At 67.1% G+C, this 23,989-nt stretch carries 23 protein-coding genes and 1 riboswitch; of the genes, 12 read left to right on the plus strand and 11 right to left on the minus strand.

Features of this window, described 5'->3' with window-relative positions; genetic code table 11:
• The first annotated feature begins 120 nt into the window (after positions 1 to 120).
• The 4 genes from SPYCA_RS00205 to SPYCA_RS00220 all read left to right on the plus strand — a co-directional run bounded on the left by SPYCA_RS00205 (position 121) and on the right by SPYCA_RS00220 (position 2,974).
• A complete protein-coding gene (locus SPYCA_RS00205) occupies positions 121 to 999 on the plus strand; it encodes an arylamine N-acetyltransferase family protein (RefSeq protein WP_120218475.1) in 879 nt (292 codons plus the stop codon).
• Positions 1,000 to 1,056: 57 nt separating this feature from the next.
• Positions 1,057 to 1,401, plus strand: a complete 345-nt coding sequence (locus tag SPYCA_RS00210; RefSeq protein ID WP_172594940.1) for a sulfotransferase domain-containing protein — start codon at positions 1,057 to 1,059, stop codon at positions 1,399 to 1,401.
• Positions 1,402 to 1,485: 84 nt separating this feature from the next.
• Positions 1,486 to 2,307 carry an IS5 family transposase gene (locus SPYCA_RS00215; protein WP_066114500.1) on the plus strand — a complete coding sequence of 274 codons (822 nt, stop codon included), beginning with the start codon at positions 1,486 to 1,488 and terminating at the stop codon, positions 2,305 to 2,307.
• A gap of 46 nt (positions 2,308 to 2,353) precedes the next feature.
• Positions 2,354 to 2,974: a sulfotransferase domain-containing protein gene (locus tag SPYCA_RS00220; protein ID WP_269462453.1), complete on the plus strand. Its 621-nt coding sequence runs from the start codon at positions 2,354 to 2,356 to the stop codon at positions 2,972 to 2,974.
• A gap of 11 nt (positions 2,975 to 2,985) precedes the next feature.
• Here SPYCA_RS00220 and SPYCA_RS00225 read toward each other — a convergent pair whose 3' ends face one another.
• The 3 genes from SPYCA_RS00225 to SPYCA_RS00235 all read right to left on the minus strand — a co-directional run bounded on the left by SPYCA_RS00225 (position 2,986) and on the right by SPYCA_RS00235 (position 4,475).
• Positions 2,986 to 3,429 carry an NIPSNAP family protein gene (locus SPYCA_RS00225; RefSeq protein ID WP_120218478.1) on the minus strand — a complete coding sequence of 148 codons (444 nt, stop codon included), beginning with the start codon at positions 3,427 to 3,429 and terminating at the stop codon, positions 2,986 to 2,988.
• A gap of 112 nt (positions 3,430 to 3,541) precedes the next feature.
• Positions 3,542 to 3,784 (minus strand): NAD(+)--rifampin ADP-ribosyltransferase, encoded by a 243-nt coding sequence (locus SPYCA_RS00230; protein WP_120218479.1) that lies wholly within the window; start codon positions 3,782 to 3,784, stop codon positions 3,542 to 3,544.
• 52 nt (positions 3,785 to 3,836) lie between these two features.
• A complete protein-coding gene (locus SPYCA_RS00235; protein WP_146625072.1) occupies positions 3,837 to 4,475 on the minus strand; it encodes a hypothetical protein in 639 nt (212 codons plus the stop codon).
• Between the two features lie 164 nt (positions 4,476 to 4,639).
• On the opposite strand from SPYCA_RS00235, the gene SPYCA_RS00240 reads away from it, so the two are divergent.
• Positions 4,640 to 4,879, plus strand: coding sequence for a hypothetical protein (locus SPYCA_RS00240; protein ID WP_120218481.1), 240 nt, complete (start codon positions 4,640 to 4,642; stop codon positions 4,877 to 4,879).
• A 139-nt stretch (positions 4,880 to 5,018) separates the two neighbouring features.
• On the opposite strand, the gene SPYCA_RS00245 is transcribed toward SPYCA_RS00240, so the two are convergent.
• The 4 genes from SPYCA_RS00245 to thiC form a co-directional block, all read right to left on the minus strand.
• The gene (locus SPYCA_RS00245) at positions 5,019 to 5,504 is read right to left on the minus strand and encodes a 2'-5' RNA ligase family protein (protein ID WP_172594941.1); all 486 of its coding nucleotides are present in this window, start codon (positions 5,502 to 5,504) and stop codon (positions 5,019 to 5,021) included.
• A 39-nt stretch (positions 5,505 to 5,543) separates the two neighbouring features.
• Positions 5,544 to 6,647: a Fic family protein gene (locus SPYCA_RS00250; protein WP_120218483.1), complete on the minus strand. Its 1,104-nt coding sequence runs from the start codon at positions 6,645 to 6,647 to the stop codon at positions 5,544 to 5,546.
• A 110-nt stretch (positions 6,648 to 6,757) separates the two neighbouring features.
• Positions 6,758 to 7,348, minus strand: a complete 591-nt coding sequence (locus SPYCA_RS00255) for a DUF2199 domain-containing protein (RefSeq protein ID WP_232003413.1) — start codon at positions 7,346 to 7,348, stop codon at positions 6,758 to 6,760.
• A gap of 14 nt (positions 7,349 to 7,362) precedes the next feature.
• Positions 7,363 to 9,255 carry a phosphomethylpyrimidine synthase ThiC gene (thiC, locus tag SPYCA_RS00260; protein WP_120218485.1) on the minus strand — a complete coding sequence of 631 codons (1,893 nt, stop codon included), beginning with the start codon at positions 9,253 to 9,255 and terminating at the stop codon, positions 7,363 to 7,365.
• 41 nt (positions 9,256 to 9,296) lie between these two features.
• Positions 9,297 to 9,408, minus strand: a riboswitch (TPP riboswitch).
• Positions 9,409 to 9,488: 80 nt separating this feature from the next.
• On the opposite strand from thiC, the gene SPYCA_RS00265 reads away from it, so the two are divergent.
• The 3 genes from SPYCA_RS00265 to SPYCA_RS00275 all read left to right on the plus strand — a co-directional run bounded on the left by SPYCA_RS00265 (position 9,489) and on the right by SPYCA_RS00275 (position 11,121).
• Positions 9,489 to 9,929, plus strand: a complete 441-nt coding sequence (locus SPYCA_RS00265) for a DUF6265 family protein (RefSeq protein ID WP_120218486.1) — start codon at positions 9,489 to 9,491, stop codon at positions 9,927 to 9,929.
• Between the two features lie 15 nt (positions 9,930 to 9,944).
• Positions 9,945 to 10,640 carry a helix-turn-helix transcriptional regulator gene (locus SPYCA_RS00270; protein WP_120218487.1) on the plus strand — a complete coding sequence of 232 codons (696 nt, stop codon included), beginning with the start codon at positions 9,945 to 9,947 and terminating at the stop codon, positions 10,638 to 10,640.
• A gap of 76 nt (positions 10,641 to 10,716) precedes the next feature.
• Positions 10,717 to 11,121, plus strand: coding sequence for a GFA family protein (locus SPYCA_RS00275; protein WP_120218488.1), 405 nt, complete (start codon positions 10,717 to 10,719; stop codon positions 11,119 to 11,121).
• Positions 11,122 to 11,217: 96 nt separating this feature from the next.
• Here the strand turns inward: SPYCA_RS00275 and SPYCA_RS00280 are convergent, their stop codons facing one another.
• From SPYCA_RS00280 to SPYCA_RS00290, 3 genes are all read right to left on the minus strand, one after another.
• The gene (locus SPYCA_RS00280) at positions 11,218 to 12,591 is read right to left on the minus strand and encodes a glutamate--cysteine ligase (protein WP_120218489.1); all 1,374 of its coding nucleotides are present in this window, start codon (positions 12,589 to 12,591) and stop codon (positions 11,218 to 11,220) included.
• Between the two features lie 49 nt (positions 12,592 to 12,640).
• Positions 12,641 to 14,551, minus strand: a complete 1,911-nt coding sequence (locus SPYCA_RS00285; RefSeq protein WP_232003414.1) for a proprotein convertase P-domain-containing protein — start codon at positions 14,549 to 14,551, stop codon at positions 12,641 to 12,643.
• A gap of 544 nt (positions 14,552 to 15,095) precedes the next feature.
• Positions 15,096 to 15,845: a 16S rRNA (uracil(1498)-N(3))-methyltransferase gene (locus tag SPYCA_RS00290; protein ID WP_120218491.1), complete on the minus strand. Its 750-nt coding sequence runs from the start codon at positions 15,843 to 15,845 to the stop codon at positions 15,096 to 15,098.
• A 202-nt stretch (positions 15,846 to 16,047) separates the two neighbouring features.
• Between SPYCA_RS00290 and SPYCA_RS00295 the strand changes: the two genes are divergently transcribed.
• The 4 genes from SPYCA_RS00295 to ubiA are packed head-to-tail and all read left to right on the plus strand — an operon-like array spanning position 16,048 to position 20,237.
• Positions 16,048 to 18,048 (plus strand): pilus assembly protein, encoded by a 2,001-nt coding sequence (locus SPYCA_RS00295; RefSeq protein ID WP_120218492.1) that lies wholly within the window; start codon positions 16,048 to 16,050, stop codon positions 18,046 to 18,048.
• Entirely contained in the window at positions 18,045 to 18,626 is a 582-nt protein-coding gene (locus SPYCA_RS00300; protein WP_120218493.1) for a TadE/TadG family type IV pilus assembly protein, read from the plus strand. Before SPYCA_RS00295 ends, SPYCA_RS00300 begins: the two co-directional genes overlap by 4 nt.
• Positions 18,623 to 19,282 carry a TadE/TadG family type IV pilus assembly protein gene (locus SPYCA_RS00305; RefSeq protein WP_120222063.1) on the plus strand — a complete coding sequence of 220 codons (660 nt, stop codon included), beginning with the start codon at positions 18,623 to 18,625 and terminating at the stop codon, positions 19,280 to 19,282. The genes SPYCA_RS00300 and SPYCA_RS00305 overlap by 4 nt, the downstream gene beginning before the upstream one ends.
• 46 nt (positions 19,283 to 19,328) lie before the next feature.
• Positions 19,329 to 20,237, plus strand: a complete 909-nt coding sequence (ubiA, locus tag SPYCA_RS00310; RefSeq protein ID WP_120218494.1) for a 4-hydroxybenzoate octaprenyltransferase — start codon at positions 19,329 to 19,331, stop codon at positions 20,235 to 20,237.
• On the opposite strand, the gene smc is transcribed toward ubiA, so the two are convergent.
• On the minus strand, positions 20,238 to 23,681 hold the full coding sequence (gene smc / locus SPYCA_RS00315) for a chromosome segregation protein SMC (protein ID WP_120218495.1): 3,444 nt from the start codon (positions 23,679 to 23,681) through the stop codon (positions 20,238 to 20,240).
• Between the last annotated feature and the right edge of the window lie 308 nt (positions 23,682 to 23,989).

A 23,989-nucleotide genomic window follows, 5' to 3' on the forward strand; every position in this document is an offset into this window, starting at 1 on the left:
CTCGTCGCTTCGATCTTGCTGAAACAGGGTCTGGGTGCACCGGGCGGCGATAAGCGCTTGATCTCAACCGTGCTTGAGCTTTCATAAGATGCTCCATTGATTCGCAATGGAGCCCCGATCATGCTGCACCAACCCACCGCCGCCGCGTCCGATTCCGTCCATGCCGGGGACGAAACGGCCCCCGACGCCTTTCTGGCACGCTATCTGGCGCGGATCGGCTATCGCGGCGCGCTCGCGCCGACGCTCGACGTTCTTGCGGCGTTGCAGGCGGCGCATATCGCGGCGATCCCGTTCGAGGCGATCGACGCGCTGACCGGCGCCGGGGTCGACATCGGCGCGGCGGCGGTCGAGGCCAAGCTGATCGGCCAGCGGCGCGGCGGCTATTGTTTCGAGCAGAACGGCCTGTTCCTGCGCGCGCTGCGCGCGATCGGCTTTGAGGCCGAGGGACTGATCGGCCGGGTGCGCTGGATGCTGCCCGACGATGCGCCGCCGACGCCGCGGTCGCATATGGTGGTGCGCGTGAAGATCGACGGCCGCGCCTGGCTCGCCGACGTCGGTTTTGGCGCCGCGGTGCCGCCGCAGCCGCTGGCGATGGACGACGAGGCGCCGCAGCCGACGCGCCACGAAAGCTATCGCATCGTCCGCCAGGGCGCCGAATGGCAGGTCGCGGCGCTGATCGAAAGCGAATGGCGGACGCTCTATCGGATCGAGGACGCGCCGCCCCCGGCGATCGATTATGAGGTCGGCAACTGGTACACTTCGGCGCATCCCGATTCGCATTTCCGCCACCAGCTGATCGCCGCGCGGACGAGTGCCGAGGCGCGCTATGGCCTTCGCGACAACCGGCTGACGGTGCGGCTGGCCGACGGGCGGATCGACCGCCGTTACCTGACCGCCGACGAGATCGAACGCGTGCTGGCGGAGATTTTCCTGCTGCCCGTCGCGCGCCACTGGCGCCCGGCGATCGAGCGTGCCGCGACCGCCGAAATCGCCGGATAGCAGCGGCGATGACGACGGCGGCGATTTGCGCTATGTCCGATGCGGGAGGGCTTCATCATGCAGCACATGATTCCGCCGCGCGTGCGGCCGGCGACGCGCCCCGTGCGTTCATGGGCGTTCGATAGCGCGGGGTGGGACGATTTCCCGCTGCGCCGCGACGATATTGTCATTTCGACCTATCCCAAATGCGGGACGACGTGGATGCAGCGCATCGTCGGGATGCTGGTCTTTGGCAGCCCCGCGCCCTTTCCCGTCCAGGATAGCTCGCCCTGGCCCGATTTCCGCCTGATGCCGCTCGAGGCGACGATGGCGCTCGCCGAGGGGCAGACGCACCGCCGCTTCATCAAATCGCACCTGCCGTTCGACGCCCTTCCGGTGCATGAGAGCCTGATCCGAAATTAAGTTGAGTGGTGCCAGCGGGTTAGCTTGACGCGAGCCCAAGTCGCTGATTCACGGGGTTTTGCAACAAACTTCGGGAGTTCAACGATGTGGACCGACACCACCCGGGCGCAGTATGCCCGTGCCGACCTGGCTTTGCCAAGCGATTTGACCGATGCGGAATGGGCCGTGCTGGAGCCGTTACTTCCGGGCCCTTGCTGTGTAGGGCGACCGCGCAAATGGCCGCTGCGGCGGATCATCGAGGCGATCCTGTATCTGCTGCGCGGTGGGCTGCCCTGGCGGATGTTGCCGCCCTGCTTTCCTCCGGTCTCGACGGTGCGGCGCTGGTTCTATCTGTGGCGCGACAATGGTCTGTGGCTCTCGCTCAATCACGCCCTGCTGCTGATCGGGCGGGAAGCCCTCGGGCGCGAGGCTTCTCCGAGCGCTGGGGTCATCGACAGCCAAAGCGTGAAAACCACGGAAAGCGGCGGGCCTTGCGGCTATGACGCAGGCAAGAAGATCAAGGGCCGCAAGCGACACATCGTGACCGACACCGAGGGCAATCTCGTTCATGCCGTGATCCACACCGCTGACGTGCAGGATCGCGATGGCGCGCCGTTTGTTCTGGCCGAGATCATCCGCCGTCACCCTTGGCTCAGGCACATCTTCGCCGATGGCGGCTATGCTGGCGACAAGCTTCGCCAGGCGCTGCGCAAGATCGGGAAGTGGACGGTCGAGATCATCAAGCGATCCGACCATGCCAAGGGCTTCGAGGTCCTGCCCAGACGCTGGGTGGTCGAGCGGACCTTTGCGTGGCTCGGTCGCAACCGCCGCCTCGCCAAAGACTTCGAGCAGACCATCGCATCGGCAACCGCGTGGCTGTTCATCGCCTCAATTCAGCTCTTCGTCCGCCGTATCGCAAGAGCATGAAATCTATCGCGATAATTTTGAATCAGACTCTGAGGGAATCAAATATATCCATGTCGCCCGCGACGGCCGCGACGCCGCCATGTCCTTTTTCAATCACAAGGCCAATTATACGGCGGAGGCGGTCGAGCTGATCGGCGGCATCGTGCGGAGCGATCCCAAGTTCGGCTATACGCCGCGGCTCGTGCCAAGCGACCCGGCGACGCATTTCCACGACTGGCTGGTCGGCGACGAGGATGCGCTGGGCGATCCCGGCGCGTCCTTTTTCACGATGGAAAAGAGTTTCTGGGACGCGCGGAGCGACCCGAATCTGCTGCTCGTCCACTATAACGACCTCAAGGCCGACCGGATGGGCGAGATGCGGCGCATCGCCGACTTTCTGGACATCGCGGTTCCCGACGACATCTGGCCCGATCTGGTCGCCGCGGCGGGGTTCGACGCGATGAAGGCGGCCGCCGACGCGCTGCTCCCCGCCGCGGGCGACATCTGGGAGGGCGGCGGGCGGACCTTCCTGCACAAGGGAACCAACGGGCGCTGGCGCGAGCTTTACGCCCCCGACGATCTGGCGCTTTACGATGCGCGCGTCGCCGCCGAATTCACCCCCGGCCTCGCCGCGTGGGTCGAAAAGGGCCGACTGGCCACGACCGATCCCCGCGACGCCCCCGACTGAGGGGGTCAGCATCATGGCGCTGCCGCGGCGCCCGCGCGGTCGGGCGACCAGGGCAGGGGTTCGAGCGTGCGGTCCGATATCGCATCGACGAAGCGGCCATGCCGCGCGCCCGTCTCGCGCTTGATCGCGGCCCATTCCTCGTCGGCCATGAAGGCCGCCCACGCCGCCTTCATCGCGGCGGCGTCGGGCCAGTCGAGCAGATAGACGAACTCGACCTTGCCCTCATGCTCGCTGCGCCAGATCGCGCGCACCGCAAAGCCGTGGCGCGCCATGATGCGTAGCGCATGATCGCGAAACCGATCGTGAAACACGCCCTCGTTGGTGCGCGGGATTTCGTAGATGCGCAGCTGTTGCAGCGGGGCGGGCGGCGTCGGCGGCGCGGCCTCTGCGGCGGCGGCCGTGGGAGCGAGCGCGAGCAGCGCGGCGAGGGTGAGGGTGCGGATGGGGGAGGGCATGGGGGTTCTCCGTTTCTTGTTCCCGTCATCCCGGCAAAGGCCGGGATCTCGACCTCGCATCGCAACGCACCGGCGAGATCCCGGCCTGCGCCGGCATGACGAACCTAAAAATTCAGTCGATGATGACGTCCTTCCCTTCCGCCTTCAGCCTGGCAAGGCCGTTTTTCATCGCTTGCAGCACGTCGGGCGGGTGCGGGGTCCAGCTTTCGAGCTCGCCGACGATGCGCAGCGGCGCGCCGTCTCCATGGTTGCTCGCGCGGCCCGGGTGGAGCAGGTCGCCGACGGCAAGGTCGGCGCGGGTGCCGTGATAGAAGATCGCGCCCGCATCGGGGCCGGTGGGGGTGGTGTCCGTCATTCCGTCGGCTTTGCCTTAACTTGTCAAACTTGTCACCTCCGGGCCCATGAAATCAGTCACTTGGGTCCGCGCCATCGCCGTCGTCGGCAGCCGGGCCGGGCAGGCGCAGCGGGGCGGGGGGCGGCGGGTCGTCGGCGGGCGCGCCGATCCGCGCGAGCGCATCGGCCAGCCGAGCTTCGGCGGGGTCGCCGTGCGCTGGCGCGGCGTCGCCATTCGCGTCGCCGGGCCCCGCGGCGCCAAAGCGATGGGGGTCGAGCGCGCGCATCAGGAACATCGCGAGCCGTTCGGGATATTCGCGCCGCTCGCCCACCTGTTCGCCCTTGTAGAATATGGGGACCGGCACACCGTGGACCGCGCGCGCCGGCGCGGCGTCGACCAGCCGCCGCATCCCGCAATCGATCGCGGCATCCCACGCATGGCGGAAGGCATGGGCATCGGGGCGGCGGCGGAGGTTATAGGCCGATGTCGCCGACAGCCCGACGCTCGCCACCGCCTCGGTCACGCAGGCCGATGCGGCGAGCGCCTCGATGAACTTGCGCTGGCGGTCGGGGGTCCAGCCGCTGCTGCGGCGGCGCTGAAGCTGCGCGGGGGTGAAGGAGGACAGCGCGGCGGTCAGGCTTTGCGGCGCCAGGCCTTGCAAAGCCGGACCACGCGGCCGCGCGGGGCGAGCATGGGGTTTGGGCTGGGTCATCGAACAGGATGAAGCATGGCGATGCGATGTAGGAAAGGGGTTTTTGCGGGAGGCCGCGTAGTGGCGGCTTTTCGACGATTGGACGACATTTCGCCGCAGCTCTGGTAAAACCCTGTTTCGCATTGTCGGCATCGGTCGCGCGAAGATGGTGGGGGAGAGGCGGGATGATGGAGAGTTTCGGGGCACTGGTCGGCTGGGGCCATCATGACGCGGGCGACCGCATCATGCTCCGGCTGGAAAGCGTGCAAACTTCGGAAGCGGCCAGGGCGCACGACCCCGACCTGTTCCGGTTCCTGATGACCAAGCAGCAAGCGGCGATCCTGGGCCATTATCTGGTCCGCATTTCCGGCCAGTCGCCGGTCGTTCCCGGAAAGCGGGGCTGGTTTCGGCGATACTTTGGCTGACGGGGTGCCCACCATCGCTGCGCGACAGGGAGGATATTTCCATTGTCGTCACCCCGGACTTGATCCGGGGTCCATGACTTCAGCGCCGCCGTGGATCCCGGATCAAGTCCGGGATGACGAAGGTGGGTTACGTTCCCGTTCAGCCTGCAACCCCGCGCAGTCGCCAGCGGCCGTGTTCGACATGGGTGGTTTTGCCGACGATGCTTTCGGTCAGGATGATTTCATCGACCGTCCAGCCGATCGGCGGGATCTTCTGGGCATTCAGGCGGTCGCCGCGATAGTTGATCGTGATGTGCGGTTCGGGGGTGGTGCCGTCCATGATCGGCGCTTTTTCGCGCAGCAGATGGTTGACCAGCGCCTTCTGTAACGCCCGCGCTTCGGTTAGCGGCTCGCGCGTGCGCAGCGTCACCGCCTTGCGGTTCTCGATCCGGTCGAAGCGAAGCGGGAAGGGGGGCGCGACGAAGCTGTCCAGCGCGGCGATGGTCGCGGGCAGCCACTCGGGCGGGGCGTAGTGGAGGTCGTAGAGCGAGATGAGCGTGACATGGAGGAGATCGGGGCCGCGCCCGGGATCGTTGCGCGGCAGCGCGACGATCGCCGCCTGCACCTCCGGCGGCGGCTTGGCCATGACGTAGAGGGGGTTTCGGGGGCGCATGGGTGGGAGTGGTTACGCTGATCGAGCTTCATCTTCGCCGCGCTGGAGTAACGCCACGAGAGGAGTGTTGATGAAATAGACGTTCCTTCCCGACTGATGTTTCACTAGCAAGTCGGCCTCCGCTAGTTGATCGAGATATTTTGCGGCGGTTTGTCGAGACACACCTAACTCGCTGACGATGTAGTCAATCCGCGTGTAGGGATGTCGGAACAAATTATTGAGCAAGTCCTGCGAATAGATTTTTCCATGCTCTGAACGGATTCGCTGTTTGTAGTCGGCCATGAGGGCGCGAATGTCGGCAACAAGGTCGATCGTCTGAGCCGCCGTTTTAGCTACTGCCGTGAGCATATATACGAGCCAAGGCTCCCATTCGCCGGTGTCTCTCACCGACTGCAGCAACCGGTAATAGTCCGCTTTGTTGGCGGTGATGTATCGGCTGAGGTAGAGGATCGGGATGTCGAGCAAGCGCTGCTGCGTGAGGTAAAGCACGTTGATGATACGCCCCAATCGACCGTTGCCGTCCGGAAAGGGGTGAATGCTCTCGAACTGATGGTGGATAATGGCCATTCGGACCAGCGGATCGAGATGCTTATATTCATCGCTGTTGATGAATTTTTCCAGCGCCGTCATGTGCGCTATAACTTCAGCTCCCGTCTGCGGCGGAATATAGACGATTTCTTTCGTCTGGTCGTTTTTGAGCGCGGTTCCGGGCGTGTTGCGAAATCCGCCGTCGGTGCGCTTTAAAACCTGAAACATCGCGACGATTATATTGTTGGTTAGGAGGCCCTGCTTATCACGCATCTCTACGAGTCCCAAACGCAAGGCGTCCCGGTAGAGGGCGACCTCCTTTGCTGCAGGGGAGGAAGGGATTTCGGGAAAAAGGGTTGCCTGAAAGAGTTCGTCCTGTGTGGTGACGATATTTTCGATCTCTGAACTCGCTTTGGCCTCTTGCAACGAGAGCGTGTCGATGAGGATACCCTGATTAGGGATCGTAGCTGCACGTCCTTTGAGCTCGGCGAGGAAGCGGTGCGCAATGGCTGCCACCTTTAGGACGGCCTTGCTTTCCAACTCGCCGGGAGGTGGCAGGTCCGGGATGGCATAGGTTGATGTCAGCATAATGCAGCCTGCATATGGATTAGCGATTTCGCTAACATATCGCGAAAACGTGTTAACGAAAGAGTATTTTTATAACACGTCTCAAATCGCGGTGACAGATACATTAACCCCTATCCCTCTGGTCTGCTTACGTCGGGCGCGTGACCATATTCTGAGTAGAGTTCGAGCAGCCGCTCGGGGCTGATGCCGTCTTGCTGGGCAATCGTCAGGTCGTGGGCGTCGTCGTCCAGGCTGATCGCCGGCCTTTGCCTGCCCAGCTGCGGATAGACCCAGCAGCCTTGATTGAGCGTTTCGGGAAAACCCTTGAGGCTGTTCGCGAACCAGCCCCACCACGGCCCCATGTCGCTGTATTTGCCGTCGTCGAAGCCATCGACGTAGCGGTCGAAATTCTCGCGCGAGAGGGTCGACCAGACGCCGTAGCCGAATTTTTCGGCCATTCCGTGGACAGGGATGTCGAAGACGCAGCGGACGAAGAAATGTTCGCCGCCGATCACGCAGAAATCCTCGGACAGGAAATCGCCGTCGAGGCGTAGCGCACTGTTGGGTTCAAGCTCTTCCGCCTTGCCCCAATGATCGGGGGCCAGCGAGGCGATGTCGAACATGCCTTCATGATCGACATCGCAGTTCGCGCATTTCCAGCGGGCGGATTGCAGGATTTCGAGAGCGGACGGTTTGCGCCGTCCGAACAGTTTGCCGAACAAGCCGCCTCCGCTCATCAGTCGTGTTCGCGCCCGCCGGAGCCGAGATAGAGTTCGCGGCCCGATTCCTCATAGACTTCGCTCATCTGCGCCATGCCTTTTTCAGCTTCCTCGACGGCGATGAAGCCTTCGGCATCCTGATTTTGCAGCTTCGCAAACTCCCGCACTTCCTGGCTGATCTTCATCGAACAGAATTTCGGGCCGCACATGCTGCAGAAATGCGCGGTCTTGGCGCCCTCGGCGGGGAGCGTCTGGTCGTGATATTGCTCCGCCGTGTCGGGGTCGAGGCTCAGGTTGAACTGGTCGCGCCAGCGGAACTCGAACCTTGCTTTCGATAGCGCATCGTCGCGGACCTTGGCGGCGGGGTGGCCCTTGGCGAGATCGGCGGCGTGCGCGGCGAGCTTGTAGGTGACGACGCCGACCTTCACATCGTCGCGGTCGGGCAGGCCCAGATGCTCCTTGGGCGTGACGTAGCAGAGCATCGCGGTGCCGTACCAGCCGATCATCGCGGCGCCGATGCCGCTGGTGATATGGTCGTAGCCCGGCGCGATGTCGGTGGTGAGCGGCCCGAGGGTATAGAAGGGCGCCTCGCCGCAGGCCGCCAGCTGCTTGTCCATATTCTCCTTGATCTTGTGCATCGGGACGTGGCCCGGCCCCTCGATCATCACCTGTACATCCTGCGCCCAGGCGCGCTTGGTGAGCTCGCCGAGCGTGTAGAGCTCGGCGAACTGCGCCTCGTCGTTGGCGTCGGCGATGCTGCCGGGGCGGAGGCCGTCGCCGAGGGAGTAGGCGATGTCATAGGCCTTCATGATCTCGGTAATCTCGTCGAAGCGTTCGTAGAGGAAACTTTCCTTGTGATGCGCGAGGCACCATTTCGCCATGATGCTGCCGCCGCGGCTGACGATGCCGGTGACACGGCTAGCGGCGAGCGGGACGTAGGGCAGGCGCACGCCCGCGTGGATGGTGAAATAATCGACGCCCTGCTCGGCCTGTTCGATCAGCGTGTCGCGGAAAATCTCCCACGTCAGCTCCTCGGCGATGCCGCCGACCTTTTCGAGCGCCTGATAGATGGGGACGGTGCCGATCGGCACCGGCGAGTTGCGGATGATCCATTCGCGCGTGTCGTGGATGTTGCGCCCGGTCGACAGGTCCATGACGGTGTCGGCGCCCCAGCGGATCGACCAGACCATCTTGTCGACTTCGGACGCGACATCGGATGCGACCGCGCTGTTGCCGATATTGGCGTTGATCTTGACGAGGAAGTTGCGGCCGATCGCCATCGGCTCGCTTTCGGGGTGGTTGATGTTGCTGGGGATGATCGCGCGGCCGCGCGCCACCTCGTCGCGGACGAATTCGGGGGTGACATAGTCGGGGATGCTCGCGCCCCAGTCCTGCCCGTCCCTCACATATTCGGCGAGGCGTTCGCGACCGAGATTTTCGCGGGTGGCGACATATTCCATCTCGGGCGTGATGATGCCGCGGCGGGCATAGTGCATCTGGCTGACGTTGGCGCCGGGCTTGGCGCGGAGCACCTGCTTCTTGACGTTCGGGAAGGCGGGGACGCCGCCGCTGCGGTCGGGGCCGAGCTGGCCGTTGTCCTCGGGGCGAACCTCGCGCTGGGTGACTTCCTCGACGTCGCCGCGGCCGCGGATCCAGTCGCGGCGGAGTTCGGGAAGGCCCTTTGCGATGTCGATCGTCGCACTGGGGTCGGTATAAGGCCCGCTGGTGTCATAGACGCGCACCGGCGGCTCGCCCGACGAGGGTTCGAGCAGGATTTCGCGCATCGCGACGCGGATGCCGCTGCCGGTGGGCGAGGCGACATGAATCTTGCGGCTGCCCCTGATGGGTCCGGTGGTGACGCCGATCGGTTCGGCTTGCGTCTTGTCGAGGCGGGAATCGATGTCGGCCATGTCTGTTCGCTCCATAGGTTCGGAGCGAGAACGGATTTCCTGCGTGGAATACCGGCCCTCCCTCCGCCGGTATTACCCGGATCAGGTTCAACGGGTCGCGGTCTATTCCGCTCTCAACCTGCGTTTGCGCGACAGGCTCCCCGGGGATGGAGGGGTTATAGGGGGCGCCGCGGGTGCTGTCCATGGCGATGCCGATGCCGCGGTGGTAAGGCGCGACGGAGAGGAAGCGATTCATGCGGATCATGGTGGCGGCTTTGGCGGTGGCGCTGGTGGCGGCAAGTCCCGCGGCGACGGTCGACGATCTCGGCTGGCTCGCGGGCGACTGGGTCAGCGAGGCGGGCGAACGCTGGACCGAGGAGCGCTGGACGCCCCCGCGCGCCGGGCTGATGCTGGGGGTGAGCCGGTCGGGGCGCGGCGAGGAATTGCGCGAATATGAGTATATCCGCATCAGCCGGGGCGACGACGGCGCGATCGCCTATATCGCGATGCCGCGGGGCGGGGCGCCGGTGGCGTTCCGGCTGGCGCGGCACCATGGCAACAGCGCGACGTTCGAGAATGCCGCGCACGATTATCCGCAGCGCATCGCCTATGTCCGCGACGGCGACACGCTGACCGCAACGATCTCGGCGATCGACGGGTCGAAGCCGCGCCGCTGGACCTATCGACGGCGCTGACGGACGCGGGGCATCATGGCGGACAGGACGGGGCGGCTCTTCGCGATCATCGACAGTCTGCGCCGGCGGCGGCGGCCGGTGACGGCCGAGGCGCTGGCGGAAGAGCAGGGCGTGTCGGTGCGCACGCTCTATCGCGACATCCAGGCGCTGATCGCGCTCGGCGCCCCGATCGAGGGCGCGGCGGGGGTCGGCTATATGCTGCGCGCGGGATTTTTCCTGCCGCCGCTGATGTTCACCGCCGAGGAACTGGAGGCGCTGGTGCTGGGCGCGCGCTGGGTCGAGGCGCGGCAGGACGGCGACCTGTCGCGCGCCGCGGGGCTGGCGCTCGCCAAGATCGCGGCGGCGAGCCCCGATGACTTGAAGCAGCGAATCGACGAGGCGGGGCTGTGGCCGGTCAGCCGCCGCTGGCGCGAGAAGGATGCGCCCCTGCTTGCGACGGTGCGCGCGGCGATGCGGTCCGAAAAGACGCTGCATATCGACTATGCCGACGAACAGGGGCGGACGAGCGAACGCGCGATCTGGCCCGCGGCGCTCGCCTATTATGAGGACAAGCAGGTCATCGCCGCGTGGTGCCTGCTGCGGCAGGATTTTCGCAGTTTTCGCATCGACCGGATCGCTGCGGCGCGGATCGGCGACGGGCGCTTCGGGCGGCGGCGCGCCGTGCTGATGGCCGACTGGTGGCGCCAGAAGGGGTGGGACGACGCCTCCTGACATCTTCTGTCAGGGGGCTTCGCTACATCGCTTCGGGTGAAGGCGGCCGGAGCCGCCACCAACCGGAGGACAGGAAATGCTGAAGACCCATCATGGTTCGTGCCACTGCGGCGCCGTCCGGTTCGAGGCCGACATCGACCTCGAAGCGGGCACGGGCAAATGCAATTGCTCGATCTGCACCAAGAAGAGGAACTGGAGCGCGCAGATCAAGCCCGAGGCTTTCCGGCTGCTGAGCGATCCGGCGGCGCTTTCCGACTATCGGTTCGGGTCGGGGAGCGTACATCATGTCTTTTGCCGGACGTGCGGGGTGTCGCCCTTTGGCCATGGCTATGTCGAGGAGATCGGCGGCGCCTATTATTCGGTGGCGATCGCGTGCCTCGACGATCTGACCCCGGCCGAAATGGCGGCGCTGCCGGTAACCCATATGGACGGCGCAGGGAATAACTGGTGGAACCCGCCCGAGGTCACCGCGCATATGTGAGCGGGCAGGCAGCGGGATGGCCGTGAAGCCTTCCCGTCGCGGCGCGGCTGCGATGGATTGCGCCAGCGGCTCCCGCACCCCAAGGGTTTCGCTGCGTCAGAAGCTCAGCTCGTCATAGATTCTGGAAAGGTCGTGCCCCCACGCATCCTCGTAGCGGTCGAGCAGGTCGTGCGCGGGGGACTTGCCGCTTTTGGCGATGCGGCGGAGCGGTTCGAGGAAGCCGACCTCGTTGTCGCCCATCGAATTGACCTCGCCGCGCGCGGCGAGGCCCGACGCCGCGATGTCGAGAACGCGGTGCGCCAGCTGTCCCAGGGTGCCGCCGCCGGGGGCCGGGGCGTCGAGTCCGTCGCGCGGCACCGCGTCGCGCAGCGCCTGTTGCTCCTCGATGCTCCAGCCCTTGACCAGATCCCAGGCGGCGTCGAGCGCGCTCTGGTCATAGAGGAGGCCGACCCAGAGCGCGGGGAGCGCGCAGATACGGTTCCACGGGCCGCCATCGGCGCCGCGCATTTCGAGGAAGCTTTTGAGGCGCACTTCGGGAAAGGCGGTCGAGAGATGGTCGGTCCAGTCGGAGAGGCGCGGCAGCTCGCCGGGGAGCGCGGGCAGCTCGCCCCTCAGAAAGTCGCGGAAGCTCTGTCCGGCGGCATCGATATATTTGCCGTCGCGGAAGACGAAATACATCGGGACGTCGAGCATATAGTCGACATAGCGCTCGTAACCGAAGCCATCCTCGAACACGAAAGGCAGCATGCCGGTGCGTGCGGGATCGGTGTCGGTCCAGATATGGCTGCGGTACGACATATAGCCGTTGGGCCGCCCCTCGGTGAAAGGCGATGAGGCGAAAAGCGCGGTCGCGAGCGGCTGGAGCGCGAGCGACACGCGGAACTTCTGCACCATGTCGGCCTCGCTCGCATAGTCGAGGTTGGTCTGGATCGTGCAGGTGCGCAGCATCATGTCGAGCCCGAGGCCGCCGACGCGCGGCATGTGCTCGAGCATGATCTTGTAGCGCCCCTTGGGCATGATCGGCAGTTCGTCGCGCGTCTTGTCGGGCCACATGCCGAGCCCGAGGAAGCCGAGCCCGAGTTCGGCGCCGACCTCTTTCACCTGCTTCAGATGCCGCCCGGTCTCGGCGCAGGTCTGGTGCAGATTTTCGAGCGGCGCGCCCGACAGTTCGAGCTGCCCCGCGGGTTCGAGACTGACGGTGCCGTCGCTGCCCGCCAGCGCGATAACCTTGCCGCCCTCGATCACCGGCTCCCAGCCGAAGCGGGTGAGCGCCATCAGGAGGTCGTGGATGCCGCCGGGTTCGTCATAGGAAGGCGCGCGGTGATCGCTCACGCGGTAGACGAACTTTTCATGCTCGGTGCCGATGCGCCAGCGCTCTTTGGGTTTTTCACCCTGGGCCATGGGGGCCGCGAGCTGGTCGCGGTTTTCGATGACGGGATCGTGGCGGTCCGAGGCGGTGCGCGTGCTCATGCCCGGCATTTAGACTATCCGGTATAGAATGCAATCGGCGCTGTGCGGGTCAGTCGATGGTGACGGTGAAGGCGATCGCCATCGCGCCGCCGGGGGCCAGCGTCGCCGTGCTCGCGGCGATGGCGCTCCCCGCGATCGAGGCGCCGAAGGGGTCGCTTTCGTCGCCGCCGCTGGCGTTGTCGTCCTCGGCCGTCGTCGCGGCGGCGCAGCTCGCGCCGCTGCGCAGCGAGGCGGGAACGAAGGTCGTGCCCGCGGGCAGCGCGTCGGCGATGGCGATGCCGGTCGCGGTGCCGCTGCCGTTGTTGGTGACGAGGATGCAATAGCGCATTGTCGCGCCGGGAATGGCTTTCGGGTTGGTCGTCCCGTTCACCGGATCGCCGACGACGCTGCTCGTCTTGGCGATGGTGAGATTGGCGGTAGGGCGGCAGAAGAGGATGTCGTGGATCGCCATGCCCTGCTGCCCCGGATTGGCGGGGGCGAGGGCGTGGCTGCCATAGTCGATGACGATCGTGTCGACCGGCGCGGTGAAGGTGACGGTGATATTGCCGTTGCCGCTGGCGTCGGTCGACAGCACGTCGCCATAGGCGCTGTTGCCGATGACATAATTGGCGGTGCCGTTGGTCAGCACCGGCGTGACGGGCGCGCCATTATAGCTGCCGGTGACGGTGACGCGGTCGGCGAACTGGCCCGCGGCATAATCGACATCGAACAGGCGGAACTGCGCGCCGGGCACCGCGGTCGGCAGGCTGATCGTCGTGGCGACGCTGCCCGCCTGGCTGGTGAAATCGACGAGCTGGAAGATCGAAAATTGTGCAGGCGTCAATCCGCCGGTGACGACATTCTGCCGCGTCGGCGACTGGCCGCCATAGGTGGCGTTGGAAAGGAAGGCGCCGCCGCTGACCGCGATGCCGATGCTGGCGGTGCCGATCGCGGTGAGCGCCGGGCTGGCGCTCGTCGTGCCCGCGCTCCAGCCGATCGCGTCCCAGTCGAGGGTCGTCGTGCCGACCGGACACACGAGCGTCGGCGGCGTGCCCGCGACGCGCGTGCCCGACACGGTGAAGCTCGCGCTGTCGCTGTCGTCCTCGCCCGCCGCGCCATTGCCCGGGACCGAATCGGGGTCGAAGGCCGAGGAGGCGCTGATCTCGGCGCTGTTGGTCACGCTCGCGCCCGCGCTCGCGGCGACGGTGCCACTGATCGTCAGCGTGCGCGTGACGCCGGGCGGCACGCTGCCGACGGTCCAGACGCCCGTGCTGCTGCTGTAGCTGCCGAACCCCGACGCGGCGGTGAAGGTGAAGCCGGCCGGGAGCGTGTCCTGCACGGTGACGCCCGTTGCGGTCAGCGTCGAACCGCCTGCATTGGTGACGCTCAGCACATAGTCGATGCTGGCGCCCGATGCCGGGGCCGCATTGCTCACCGACTTGGTCAGCGACAGGTCGGCATAAGGCGAAAGCGGCACGGTGGTGAGAATGAGGTCGGCGCGCGTGAAGGCACCGCTGTCGCCGTTCAGCGAATCGCAGATGGAAAGCCGCCACGTCCCGGCCGATGCCTGGCCGTTGAACGCGGCGAGCGCGCTCTGCGGCGCGAAGGTCCGCTGATAGGGCGGGGCGGCGGCGGTCGAATCGGTCGCGTTGTGCGTCGTGATGCTCGCGGCGGCGCTATCGTCGAACAGGGTGTTGAGATTGTCCGCCGACGCGCCGACATTGGTGATGAGATCGACCACCGTGCCCGCGGGCGAGGTCAGCGTCGCGCGAATATCGCCCCGGTAGGTGTGCGTGAACTGGACGCCGATATTGACGTCGCTCACCTGGGCATTCGCGGCGACCGTGAAGTTGCGCACCATCGGCGTGGCGCAGGGGGTCGCGCTTTCGCTGATCGCGCCGGTAGTGGTGTTGCTGTAGCTGGTGGTCGTCTGTGCGGTGACGGGATTGCTGGCGAGCGTCAACGCCAGCCAGACGAGCATGATACAGGCTCGCACAGACTGCAAACACTGGCCCCCACGCCAGCGGTATCGGCTCTGGTCCCGCCGCTGCATGGCGGCCTTATGGCGGCGGGATAGCTAATATCGGGTTAAAATCGGGGGGTTAAGGGCAATTCTGTGCGGGGGCGGGACAGTTTGGGTGCCTGGGAGCGGGCGTGAAAGCGATGCCGTGAACGGCTGGAAGCGACCGGAACGGATCATCGCCGTTTCGTCAATCCGTTCGCATCGAGCGAAGTCGAGATGCCCGTCGGGCCCGGCCTGGCGCCGATTGGTGTCTGGACTTCGACCAAAGGTCGACGTTCATCCTGAGCGCCTGCAAGGCAGTCGAAGGGCTCGACACGAACGGAAAGAGGGGAAGGTCTGAAACCGGCCGATCGTTGCCGTACCCCGGCGAAAGCCGGGGTCCAGAGCGGGATGAGCCAACGCCTGCTCCTGGGCGCCCTGGACCCCGGCTTTCGCCGGGGTACAACAATAAGGCGAACGTCCACTCCCCACCCCGAAGCGGGCGCGCCGTCCCGCGTTGACCTTACGCCCCGCCGGTCCAGTCCCCATGCTGCGCCATCCACAGGCTGACCGCTGCGATGGCGGCGGTTTCGGCGCGGAGGATGCGGGGGCCGAGCGACAGGCTTTGGACCGCGGGGTGCGCGGCCAGCAGCGTGCGCTCGCGGTCCGTGAAGCCGCCCTCGGGGCCGGTGAGGATCGCGGCGGGGGCGGGGGCGGCGAGATGCGCGAGCGGCACGCCGCCCGCTTCATCGGCGAAGAGCAGCGCGCGCCCGGCGGGCCAGTCCTTCAGCAACTGCGGCAGCCTGACCGGGTCGGCGAGCGCAGGAAGGGCGGTGCGGCCGCATTGTTCGCACGCTTCGATGATCTGCGCCGCCAGCCTGTCCTGTTTGACGCGCTCGACGATCGTGCGTTCGGTCATTACTGGCTGGAGCCGCGCGACGCCCAGCTCGGTCGCCTTTTCGATGATCCAGTCGAGCCGCGCCTTCTTGACCGGCGCGAAGCAGAGCCAGAGGTCGGGCACCGCTTCGATCTCGCGCATGTGGCGGTCGATGCGCAGCGTGACCGAACGTTTGGCGGCCTCGGCGACGACCGCCAGCCACTCGCCGCTGCGGTTGTCGAACAGCCGCACCGGATCGCCCGGCCTCAGTCGCATCACGCCGAGCAGATAGTGGGCGGCGGCGCCGTCGATCACGGGCGCGCTGTCCGCGCCGAGCGGCCGGTCGACGAACAGGCGGGGGGTGCTGGCGGGCGGCCAGGCAGGAGTCGCGGGCATGGGCGCGCGATACCAGAGCAGGGCGATTTGTGCATCTTTTGCCGCCGCGCGCGGCGATCTGTCCCGATACGGGCCAGAAGCGCCGATTCGACCCGCCCCGCCGCCGCTCGATTAGCATTTTGGTAAGCAGTCACGCCCTAGGTGCGAGATTACCAGCGGCACATCGGTTGGGGAGTGCCGCGGGCCGAAGAGGGGTTAGACCATGCGAGGGACCTGGATCGGCCGGCTGCGCGCCGGCGCCAAATCGCTCATAAGCGACCGGCGCGGCAACGCCTTCATGCTGACCGCCGCGGCGATCATCCCGGTGATCGGCTTTGTCGGGTCGGCGGTCGACATCGGCCGCGCCTATATGACGCAGCTGCGCCTGCAGCAGGCGTGCGACGCCGGCGTGCTCGCCGGGCGGCGCGCGATGGCGGGCGGCAGCTATGACGAAGCGGCAGAGGCCGAAGCGAACAAGATGTTCAACTTCAACTTCCCCGAAGCCAAATATGGCGCGTCGGGCATTCTCTTTTCGTCGCAGGCCGTCAATGCCTCCGACGTCGCGGGGCAGGCCTCGGCGGTGCTGCCGACCGAGCTGATGTTCATGTTCGGCAAGGACGAGTTCCGCCTGTCGGCCAATTGCACGGCGAAGCTCGAAATATCGAACGTCGATGTGATGCTCGTGCTCGACGTGACGGGGTCGATGGCGCAAACCAATGCGGGCGACTCGGTCAACCGCATCACCGCGCTCAAAGACGCGACGATGGACTTTTTCGACACGCTGACCAATGCCGATGTCGGCGACGGGCGGCTGCGCTTCGGCGTCGTGCCCTATAGCTCGACCGCCAATGTCGGGCAGATCATTCTCGCGAAGAATCCGGCGTGGCTGGCCGACACGGTCACGCTACCCTCGCGTACGCCGATCTTCCGCGAGGAATATACCGAGACGGGAACCGAGACGAGCGACGACTATACCGACAGTCCGACGACATATTCGTCGACCTGGACCAATGACGGCACCGTATCGGCCAGCAACAGCGCGGCCTGCGCCGCACTGACGCCACCGGCCAACACCACACCGTCGCCCAGCGGATCGCCGGATTACAACCAGACGGGCCAATATGTCGACGGCGACACGCGCGTTACGACCTATGACACCGTTCAGACATATACGTTTCGCACCTATCGTTACGTCTGGTCCAGCAATCGCTGCCGCAGACAGTATCGCAACGGCTATTTCACGCGCACCTATACGACGACGGTGACCGAAACAAAGACCGATGTTTTCGACAACAAATATACCTATGAGGATCGGGTTTTCGATGTCAGCGGGGTGAAGGGCGGCTCGCCGATCGTCACCGACACCGGCGATTCGGGAGTCAGCATCAGCCACAACTGGGGCGGGTGCCTGATGGAGCGGGCCACGGTCGCTTTCGATTCCGACGACACGGCGCCGTCGGACGCGCTCGACATGGATATCGACCTGGTGCCCGATGCCGACGCCGATACGCAATGGCGGATTCTGATTCCCGAGATCGCCTTTCCACGGGCGCGTCATCCCCAATATGCGCCGTCGAGCAGCGATCCGCTGACGGTCAATGTGTTCAACAGCGACGGCACGCGAAACATCACGTCGGATACCAGCTCGAACGGTCGCTGGCAGCGCTACTCCAGATATTGGGGCAGCGGCTGGGGCGTATGCCCGGCCGCCGCGATGAAGCTGACGACGATGACGGCTTCCGACCGCGCGACCTTCAACACCTATGTCCAGTCGCTGCAACCGCTGGGCGGCACCTATCACGACGCCGGCATGGTCTGGGGCGCGCGGCTGCTGTCGCCGACCGGCCTGTTCGCCGACGAAAATGCGACGGCGCCGAACGATCGTCCGATCAGCCGCCATATCGTGTTCATGACCGACGGCGCGATGGCGCCGAATATGGGGAACCTGACCTTTCAGGGTTATGAGTATTTGATGCACCGCGTTGGCGGGACGAGCGATACCGACCTGCGCGACCGCCACAACAACCGCTTCACGCAATTGTGCCGCGGCGCGCGTCAGCGCGGGATCACCATCTGGGTCGTCTCCTTCGGGGTCGGCAGCAACGACAGCCTGAACAGCTGCGCCTCGTCGGGACAGGCGTTCGAGGCCGACAATGCCGCCGAGCTCAACGAGCAGTTCCAGGCGATCGCGCGCCAGATTTCCAAGCTGAGGCTGGCGCAATGACCCGCGTGAACCCCCTCTTCCGGCGCCTGGTGCGCCGCCTGCGGCAGAGCGAGCGCGGCACCGCCTTCATCGAGTTCGCCTTCACCGCGCCGGTGTTCCTGCTCGTCCTGCTCGGCATTTTCGATTATTGCTGGCAGATGTACGCGCAGCAGGTGTTGCAGGGGGTGGTGGCCAAGGCCGGGCGCGACGCGACGCTCGAAGGCTTCGCCGCCGACCAGAGCGCGCTCGACGCACGGGTCGAGGCGCAGGTGAAAAAGGTGTTCGCGAACGCCGCCGTGACCTTCAATCGTCGCGTTTTCGACGATTACAGCGACATCCGGCCGCTGCGCTGGGTCGATTCGAACGGCAATGGCATCCAGGATCCGTCGCCCGAGGATTGCTGGGAAGACGGCGGGCGTCAGGGCAATGGCGGCGCCGACGACGTCGTCCAATATACGGTCTCGATGCGATTCGACCGCGTGCTGCCCGTGTGGCGAATGCTGGGGCAGCCGCAATATACGACGCTGAGTTCGACGACGCTGCTGCGCAACCAGCCCTTTGCCGCGGGCGGCGAGGTCGAGGCGGAGATATGCGGATGACCGGCCCGTTTGCTTTCGGCCGCCGGGCGCGCCGCGCCGCGCGGCGGCTGGCGCGGAACGCGCGCGCCGCGGTGATGCTCGAAATGGCGTTCGCAATCCCCTTTCTGATCCTCGTCGGCTTTGGCGGGCTGGAAATCGCGAATCTGACGCTGGCGCACACGCGCGTCAGCCAGCTGGGGCTCAACACCGCGGACAATGCCGCGCGTATCGCCGCGGGCAGCAACCTGACCCAGCCGCAGATCCGCGAGGTCGACATCAATGAGGTATTCGCAGGCGCGGCGCGGCAGGTGGCGGGGATGGGGTTCGAGGACAACGGCCGCATCATCCTGTCGAGCCTTCAGCGCAACGACGACGGCGGGCAGACGATCAAGTGGCAGCGCTGTTTCGGCAATCTGGAGGTCGCCTCGGCCTATGGCGTCGAAGGAACCGGCGCGACCGGCACCGACTTTCCCGGCATGGGCCCGGCGGGCCGCGAAGTGACGGCGGCGGCGGGCACCGCCATCATGTTCGTCGAAGTCACTTATGAATATCAACCGCTGCTGTTCGGCGCCTGGTTGGGGCCGCAGACCATTCGATCGACCGCCGCCTTCAACATCCGCGAAGCGCGCGACCTGTCGGGCGTAAAGCCGCCGGGCGATCCTGCCACCTGTGACTGATCGGCCATTTATTCGCGCGCGCGCGCCTGCTATCGCGCGCGCAGCGATGACTGCCACCCACCCACCCGACAGCCAGCTTCGCGGCCTCGTCGCATGGCTTCCCGCCGCGGCGCGGCCCTATGCGCTGCTCGCACGCTTCGACCGGCCGATCGGCTGGTGGCTGCTCTACTGGCCATGCGCGTTCGGCGTCGCGCTGGGCGGCGGCGCGGTCAGCCACTGGCCGCTGCTGCTCTGGCTGCTGCTCGGCGCGATCGCGATGCGCGGGGCGGGGTGCGTCTATAACGACATCGTCGACCGCGATCTTGACGCGAAGATCGCGCGCACCGCGTCGCGCCCGGTGGCGAGCGGCGCGGTGTCGGTGCGGAACGCCGGGGTGTGGACGGTGCTGCTCGCGCTCGTCGGGTTGCTCGTGCTCGTCCAGCTGCCGCGCCCGGCGCAGATCGTCGCGCTGGCGAGCCTGATCCTCGTCGCCGCCTATCCCTTCATGAAGCGCATCACCTGGTGGCCGCAGGCGTGGCTGGGGCTGGTGTTCAGCTGGGGGGCGCTCGTCGCCTGGGTCGCGGTGGGCGGGGCGCAGGGGATGGCGCTGCCCCTGCTCTATGCCGGCTGCATCGCATGGGTGATCGGATATGACACCATCTATGCGCTGCAGGACATCGAGGACGATATGCTCGTCGGCGTCAAATCGAGCGCGCGCGCGATGGGCGGGCAGGTGAAGGCCGGGGTCGCGCTCTGCTATGCCGCGGCGCTTGGGCTCTGGGGCGGCGCGCTGTGCGCGGTGCGCCCCGACCCGCTCGTGCTGGTCGCGCTGGTTCCGGCGGCGGTGCAGCTGACGGGGCAGGTGGTGACGCTCGATGTGGCGAGCGGCGAGGATGCGCTGGCAAAGTTCCGCAGCAACCGCTTCGCCGGGCTGCTGGTGTTCGCGGCAATGCTGGTGGTGGGGACGGCGCCCTGATCATTCGGCCGCGAGCAGTTCCTCGGCGCCGCCGAGGTCGACCGAGACGAGGCGGCTGACGCCGCGTTCGATCATCGTCACGCCGAACAGGCGGTGCATCCGCGCCATCGTCACCGCATTGTGGGTGACGATCAGGTAGCGGGTGTTCGTCTCGCGCGCCATGCGGTCGAGCAGGTCGCAGAAGCGCTCTATATTGGCGTCGTCCAATGGCGCGTCGACCTCGTCGAGGACGCAGATCGGCGCGGGGTTGGTGAGGAAGAGGCCGAAGATCAGCGCCACGGCCGTAAGCGCCTGCTCGCCGCCCGACAGCAGGGTCAGCGTGCCGAGGCGCTTGCCCGGCGGCTGCGCCATGATTTCGAGCCCGGCTTCGAGCGGATCGTCCGAATCGACAAGCTCGAGATGCGCCTGCCCGCCGTTGAACAGCGTCGTGAAGAGCCGCTGGAAATGCGTGTTCACCGTCTCGAACGCCGCGAGCAGGCGGACCCGGCCCTCGCGGTTCAGATTGCCGATCGAACCGCGCAGCCGATGCACCGCCTGCGTCAGCTCCTCGATCTCGGCGGCGTTCTTTTCGCGCTCGGCATCGAGTTCGGCGAGCTCGTCGGCAGCGACGAGGTTGACCGGACCCAGCCGCTCGCGGTCGGCGACCAGCCGGTCGTGCGCGGCCGATTCGGTACTGGCGTCGCCGACGCTGTCGCCCGCGAACCCGGCCTTTTGCGGGAGAAGCGGCGGCGGGCATTCAAAACGCTCGCCCGACAGCCGCCCCATTTCGATCCGGCGGAGTTCGGCATTTTCGGAGCGCGCGACGGCGCCGGCGCGCGCCTCGCGCGCGGCGGCGACGCGCTCGCGGATCGCATTGAGGGCGGTTTCGGCTTCGCGGAGCGCGGCTTCGGCGGCGCGTTCCCGCGCTTCGGCGGCGGCGACTTTTTCGCGCAAGCCTGCCTGCTCGGCCTCGGCGGCGGCGCGCTGTTCGGCGAGGCGCGCGGGGGCGTCGGCGAGCGTGGCGGCCTCGGCGGCGAGCGCGTCGGCGCGCTTGTCCATTTCGGTGACGCGGTGCGCGGCCTCGCCCGCGCGGGCTTTCCAGCTCTTGATCTCGGCGCCGACGACCGCCTGGCGTTCGCTGAGCGCGGCGAGCGTGCGGTCGTGCGCGGCGAGCGCCTCGCGCGCCGATTGGGCGTCGCCGCGCGCGCGGTCGGCGGCCTGTTCCTCGGCATCGAGCGCGGTGCGCGCGAGCGCCTCGTCGGGGAGCGCGGCGAGCGCGGCTTCTTGCGCCGCGAGCTGTTCGTCGGCATCCTTCGCCATGTCGGCGATTTCGGCGAGGCGGCGGTCGAGCAGCGCCGCGGCATCGCGGTGCCGGTCGAGCGCGGCCTGTGCCTGGTCGGCGGCGCGCAGCGCGGTGCGGCGCGCCTCGTCGGCGTCGGCGAGCGCCTTGCGCGCGGCGGCCGCGGCTTCGGTCAGCGCGGCTGCCTTGGCGGCGGTGGCCTCGCGGCGGTCGCGAAGTTCCTGGACGCCGAGTTCGACCGCGGGACGCTGCGCCGCAAGCTCGTCGAGGCGGTTGCGGCGTTGCAGCCGCTCGGTGGCGGTGGCGCCGTCGCCGCGGGTCACGAAGCCGTCCCAGCGCCGCATGACGCCGTCCAGCGTGACGAGCCGCTGGCCGACCGCGAGCGGCTGGCCGTCATCGGTTTCAGCGACCGCGACCTGCGCGAGGCGGCGCGCGAGCGCGGCGGGCGCCTGGACATGATCGGCGAGCGGCGTGGTTCCGGCGGGCAGCGCGGGATCGTCGCCGGTTGCGGTGGCGCCGGTCCAGCTGCGCGCGGCGGCGGGGTCGGTACCGGCGTCGAGATCGTCGCCGAGCGCCGCGGCGAGCGCGGCCTCGTAACCCGGCCGGGCACGAAGCCGGTCGAGGATGCGGTCGTCGTCGCTGCACGCGGCGGCGAGCGCGCGTTCGAGCGTTGCGGCTTCGCCGTCGAGCGCGGCGAGCGCGGCCCGCGCTTCGGCAAAGCCCGATTCGATCCCCGCGAGTTCGGCGGCGGTCGCTTCGCGGTCGGCTTCGGCATCGTGCAGTGCCCGTTCGGCGGCGGTGATCGCGGCTTCGGCGGCTTCGGCGCCCGCCACGCTTTCGGCATGGGTCGCGGCGAGCGCGGCGCTGTCGCCCAGCGCGGCCAGCTCGGCCTCGACGCGCGCCTTGTCGGCGGCGATGCGGCGCACTGCCGCCTCGGCGCTGTCGCGCGCCGATAGCGCGATACGGCGGTCGGCGGCCTCGCTCGCGGCCCTGGCGCGCGCCTGCGCGAGCGCGACCTCGGCATCGCGAAGGCGCGCCTGCGCGGCGAGATGGGCCTCGGCGAGCGCCGCCTTGCCCGCGTCGTGCGCGGCGATGTCCCGCGCCAGCGATTTGGTTTCGGCGTCGAGCGCGGTGAGCGCGGCATGGGCCTCGCGCGCGAGTTCGCCCTCGTGCGCGCGGTCGGCCTCGATCCGCCGTTGCTGCGCCGCGAGGTCTTCGAGCCGCTGGAGCGCGGCGCGCTCCTCGCCCTGCAAGCGCAGCTGTGTCGCGGTCGCCTCGGCGAGCGCGCCCTGCTGCGCCTGCGCGTCTTTGCGCGCCGCGGCAACGCGGGTCGCAACCTCGGCCTGCGCCTTGGAGAGTGTTTCGAGTTCGTCCTGCGCGGCTTTCACCGCGGCTTCGGCGGCGTCGGCGTCGCGGCGCGCCTGATCGGCGGCTTCGGCGGCGTCGCGCCAGCGCGCGTAGATCAGCCGCCCCTCGGCGATGCGGATGTCGTCCGAGAGCTTTTTATATTTCTCCGCCGCGCGCGCCTGTCGCCGCAGCGCATTCGCGCGCAGATCCATGTCGGCGACGATTTCGGACAGGCGCGCGAGGTTCGTTTCGGTCGCGCGCAGTTTCTGCTCGGCATCCTTGCGGCGGACGTGCAGCCCCGCGATGCCCGCCGCCTCCTCCAGCATCGCGCGGCGGTCGGTCGGCTTGGCGGCGATGACATTGGCGATCTTGCCCTGGCTGACGAGCGCCGGGCTGTGCGCGCCGGTCGCGGCGTCGGCGAAGATCAGCGCGACATCCCTGGCGCGCACGTCGCGGCCGTTGGCGCGATAGGCGCTGCCCGCGCCGCGTTCGATGCGGCGGATGATTTCGAGCTCGTCGCCGTCGCGCTCGTCGGCCAGGCCCGCGACGAGCGCGCCTTCGGTATCGCAATGCAGCGCGACCTCCGCAAAGTCGCGCGCCGGGCGCGACGAGGTGCCCGCGAAGATGACATCCTCCATGCCGCCGCCGCGCATCGACTTGGGGCTCGATTCGCCCATCACCCAGCGGATTGCTTCCAAAAGGTTCGACTTGCCGCAGCCATTGGGGCCGACAACCCCCGTCAGACCGGGCTCGATGCGGAGTTCAGTGGGTTCGACGAAGCTTTTGAAACCGGTGAGGCGCAGCCGCTTTATCTGCACGGAAAGGCCCCGCGCAGGTCATCGAATCGGAGCTGGTGCAACCTGATCGTCACATATCCCCCATGGAGCCGTCATGCCGCGCGGTGGGGGGAGTCGCAAGACTTCTCATTCCGTCATCCCGGCGAAGCGCGGGATCTCGCCGGCGCGTAAAGCCGATAGCGTGCGATCCCGGCCTTCGCCGGGATGACGAGGAAGGGCTGGGATCGAACGATCCTCCCTGTCGCGAAGCGATGGGGAGGTGGCAGCCCGGAGAGCTGACGGAGGGGCTATGACGCAACGTCGCCGCCCCTCCACCATCCGCTTCGTGG

It is taken from the genome of Sphingopyxis sp. FD7, assembly GCF_003609835.1.
GTDB lineage: Bacteria > Pseudomonadota > Alphaproteobacteria > Sphingomonadales > Sphingomonadaceae > Sphingopyxis.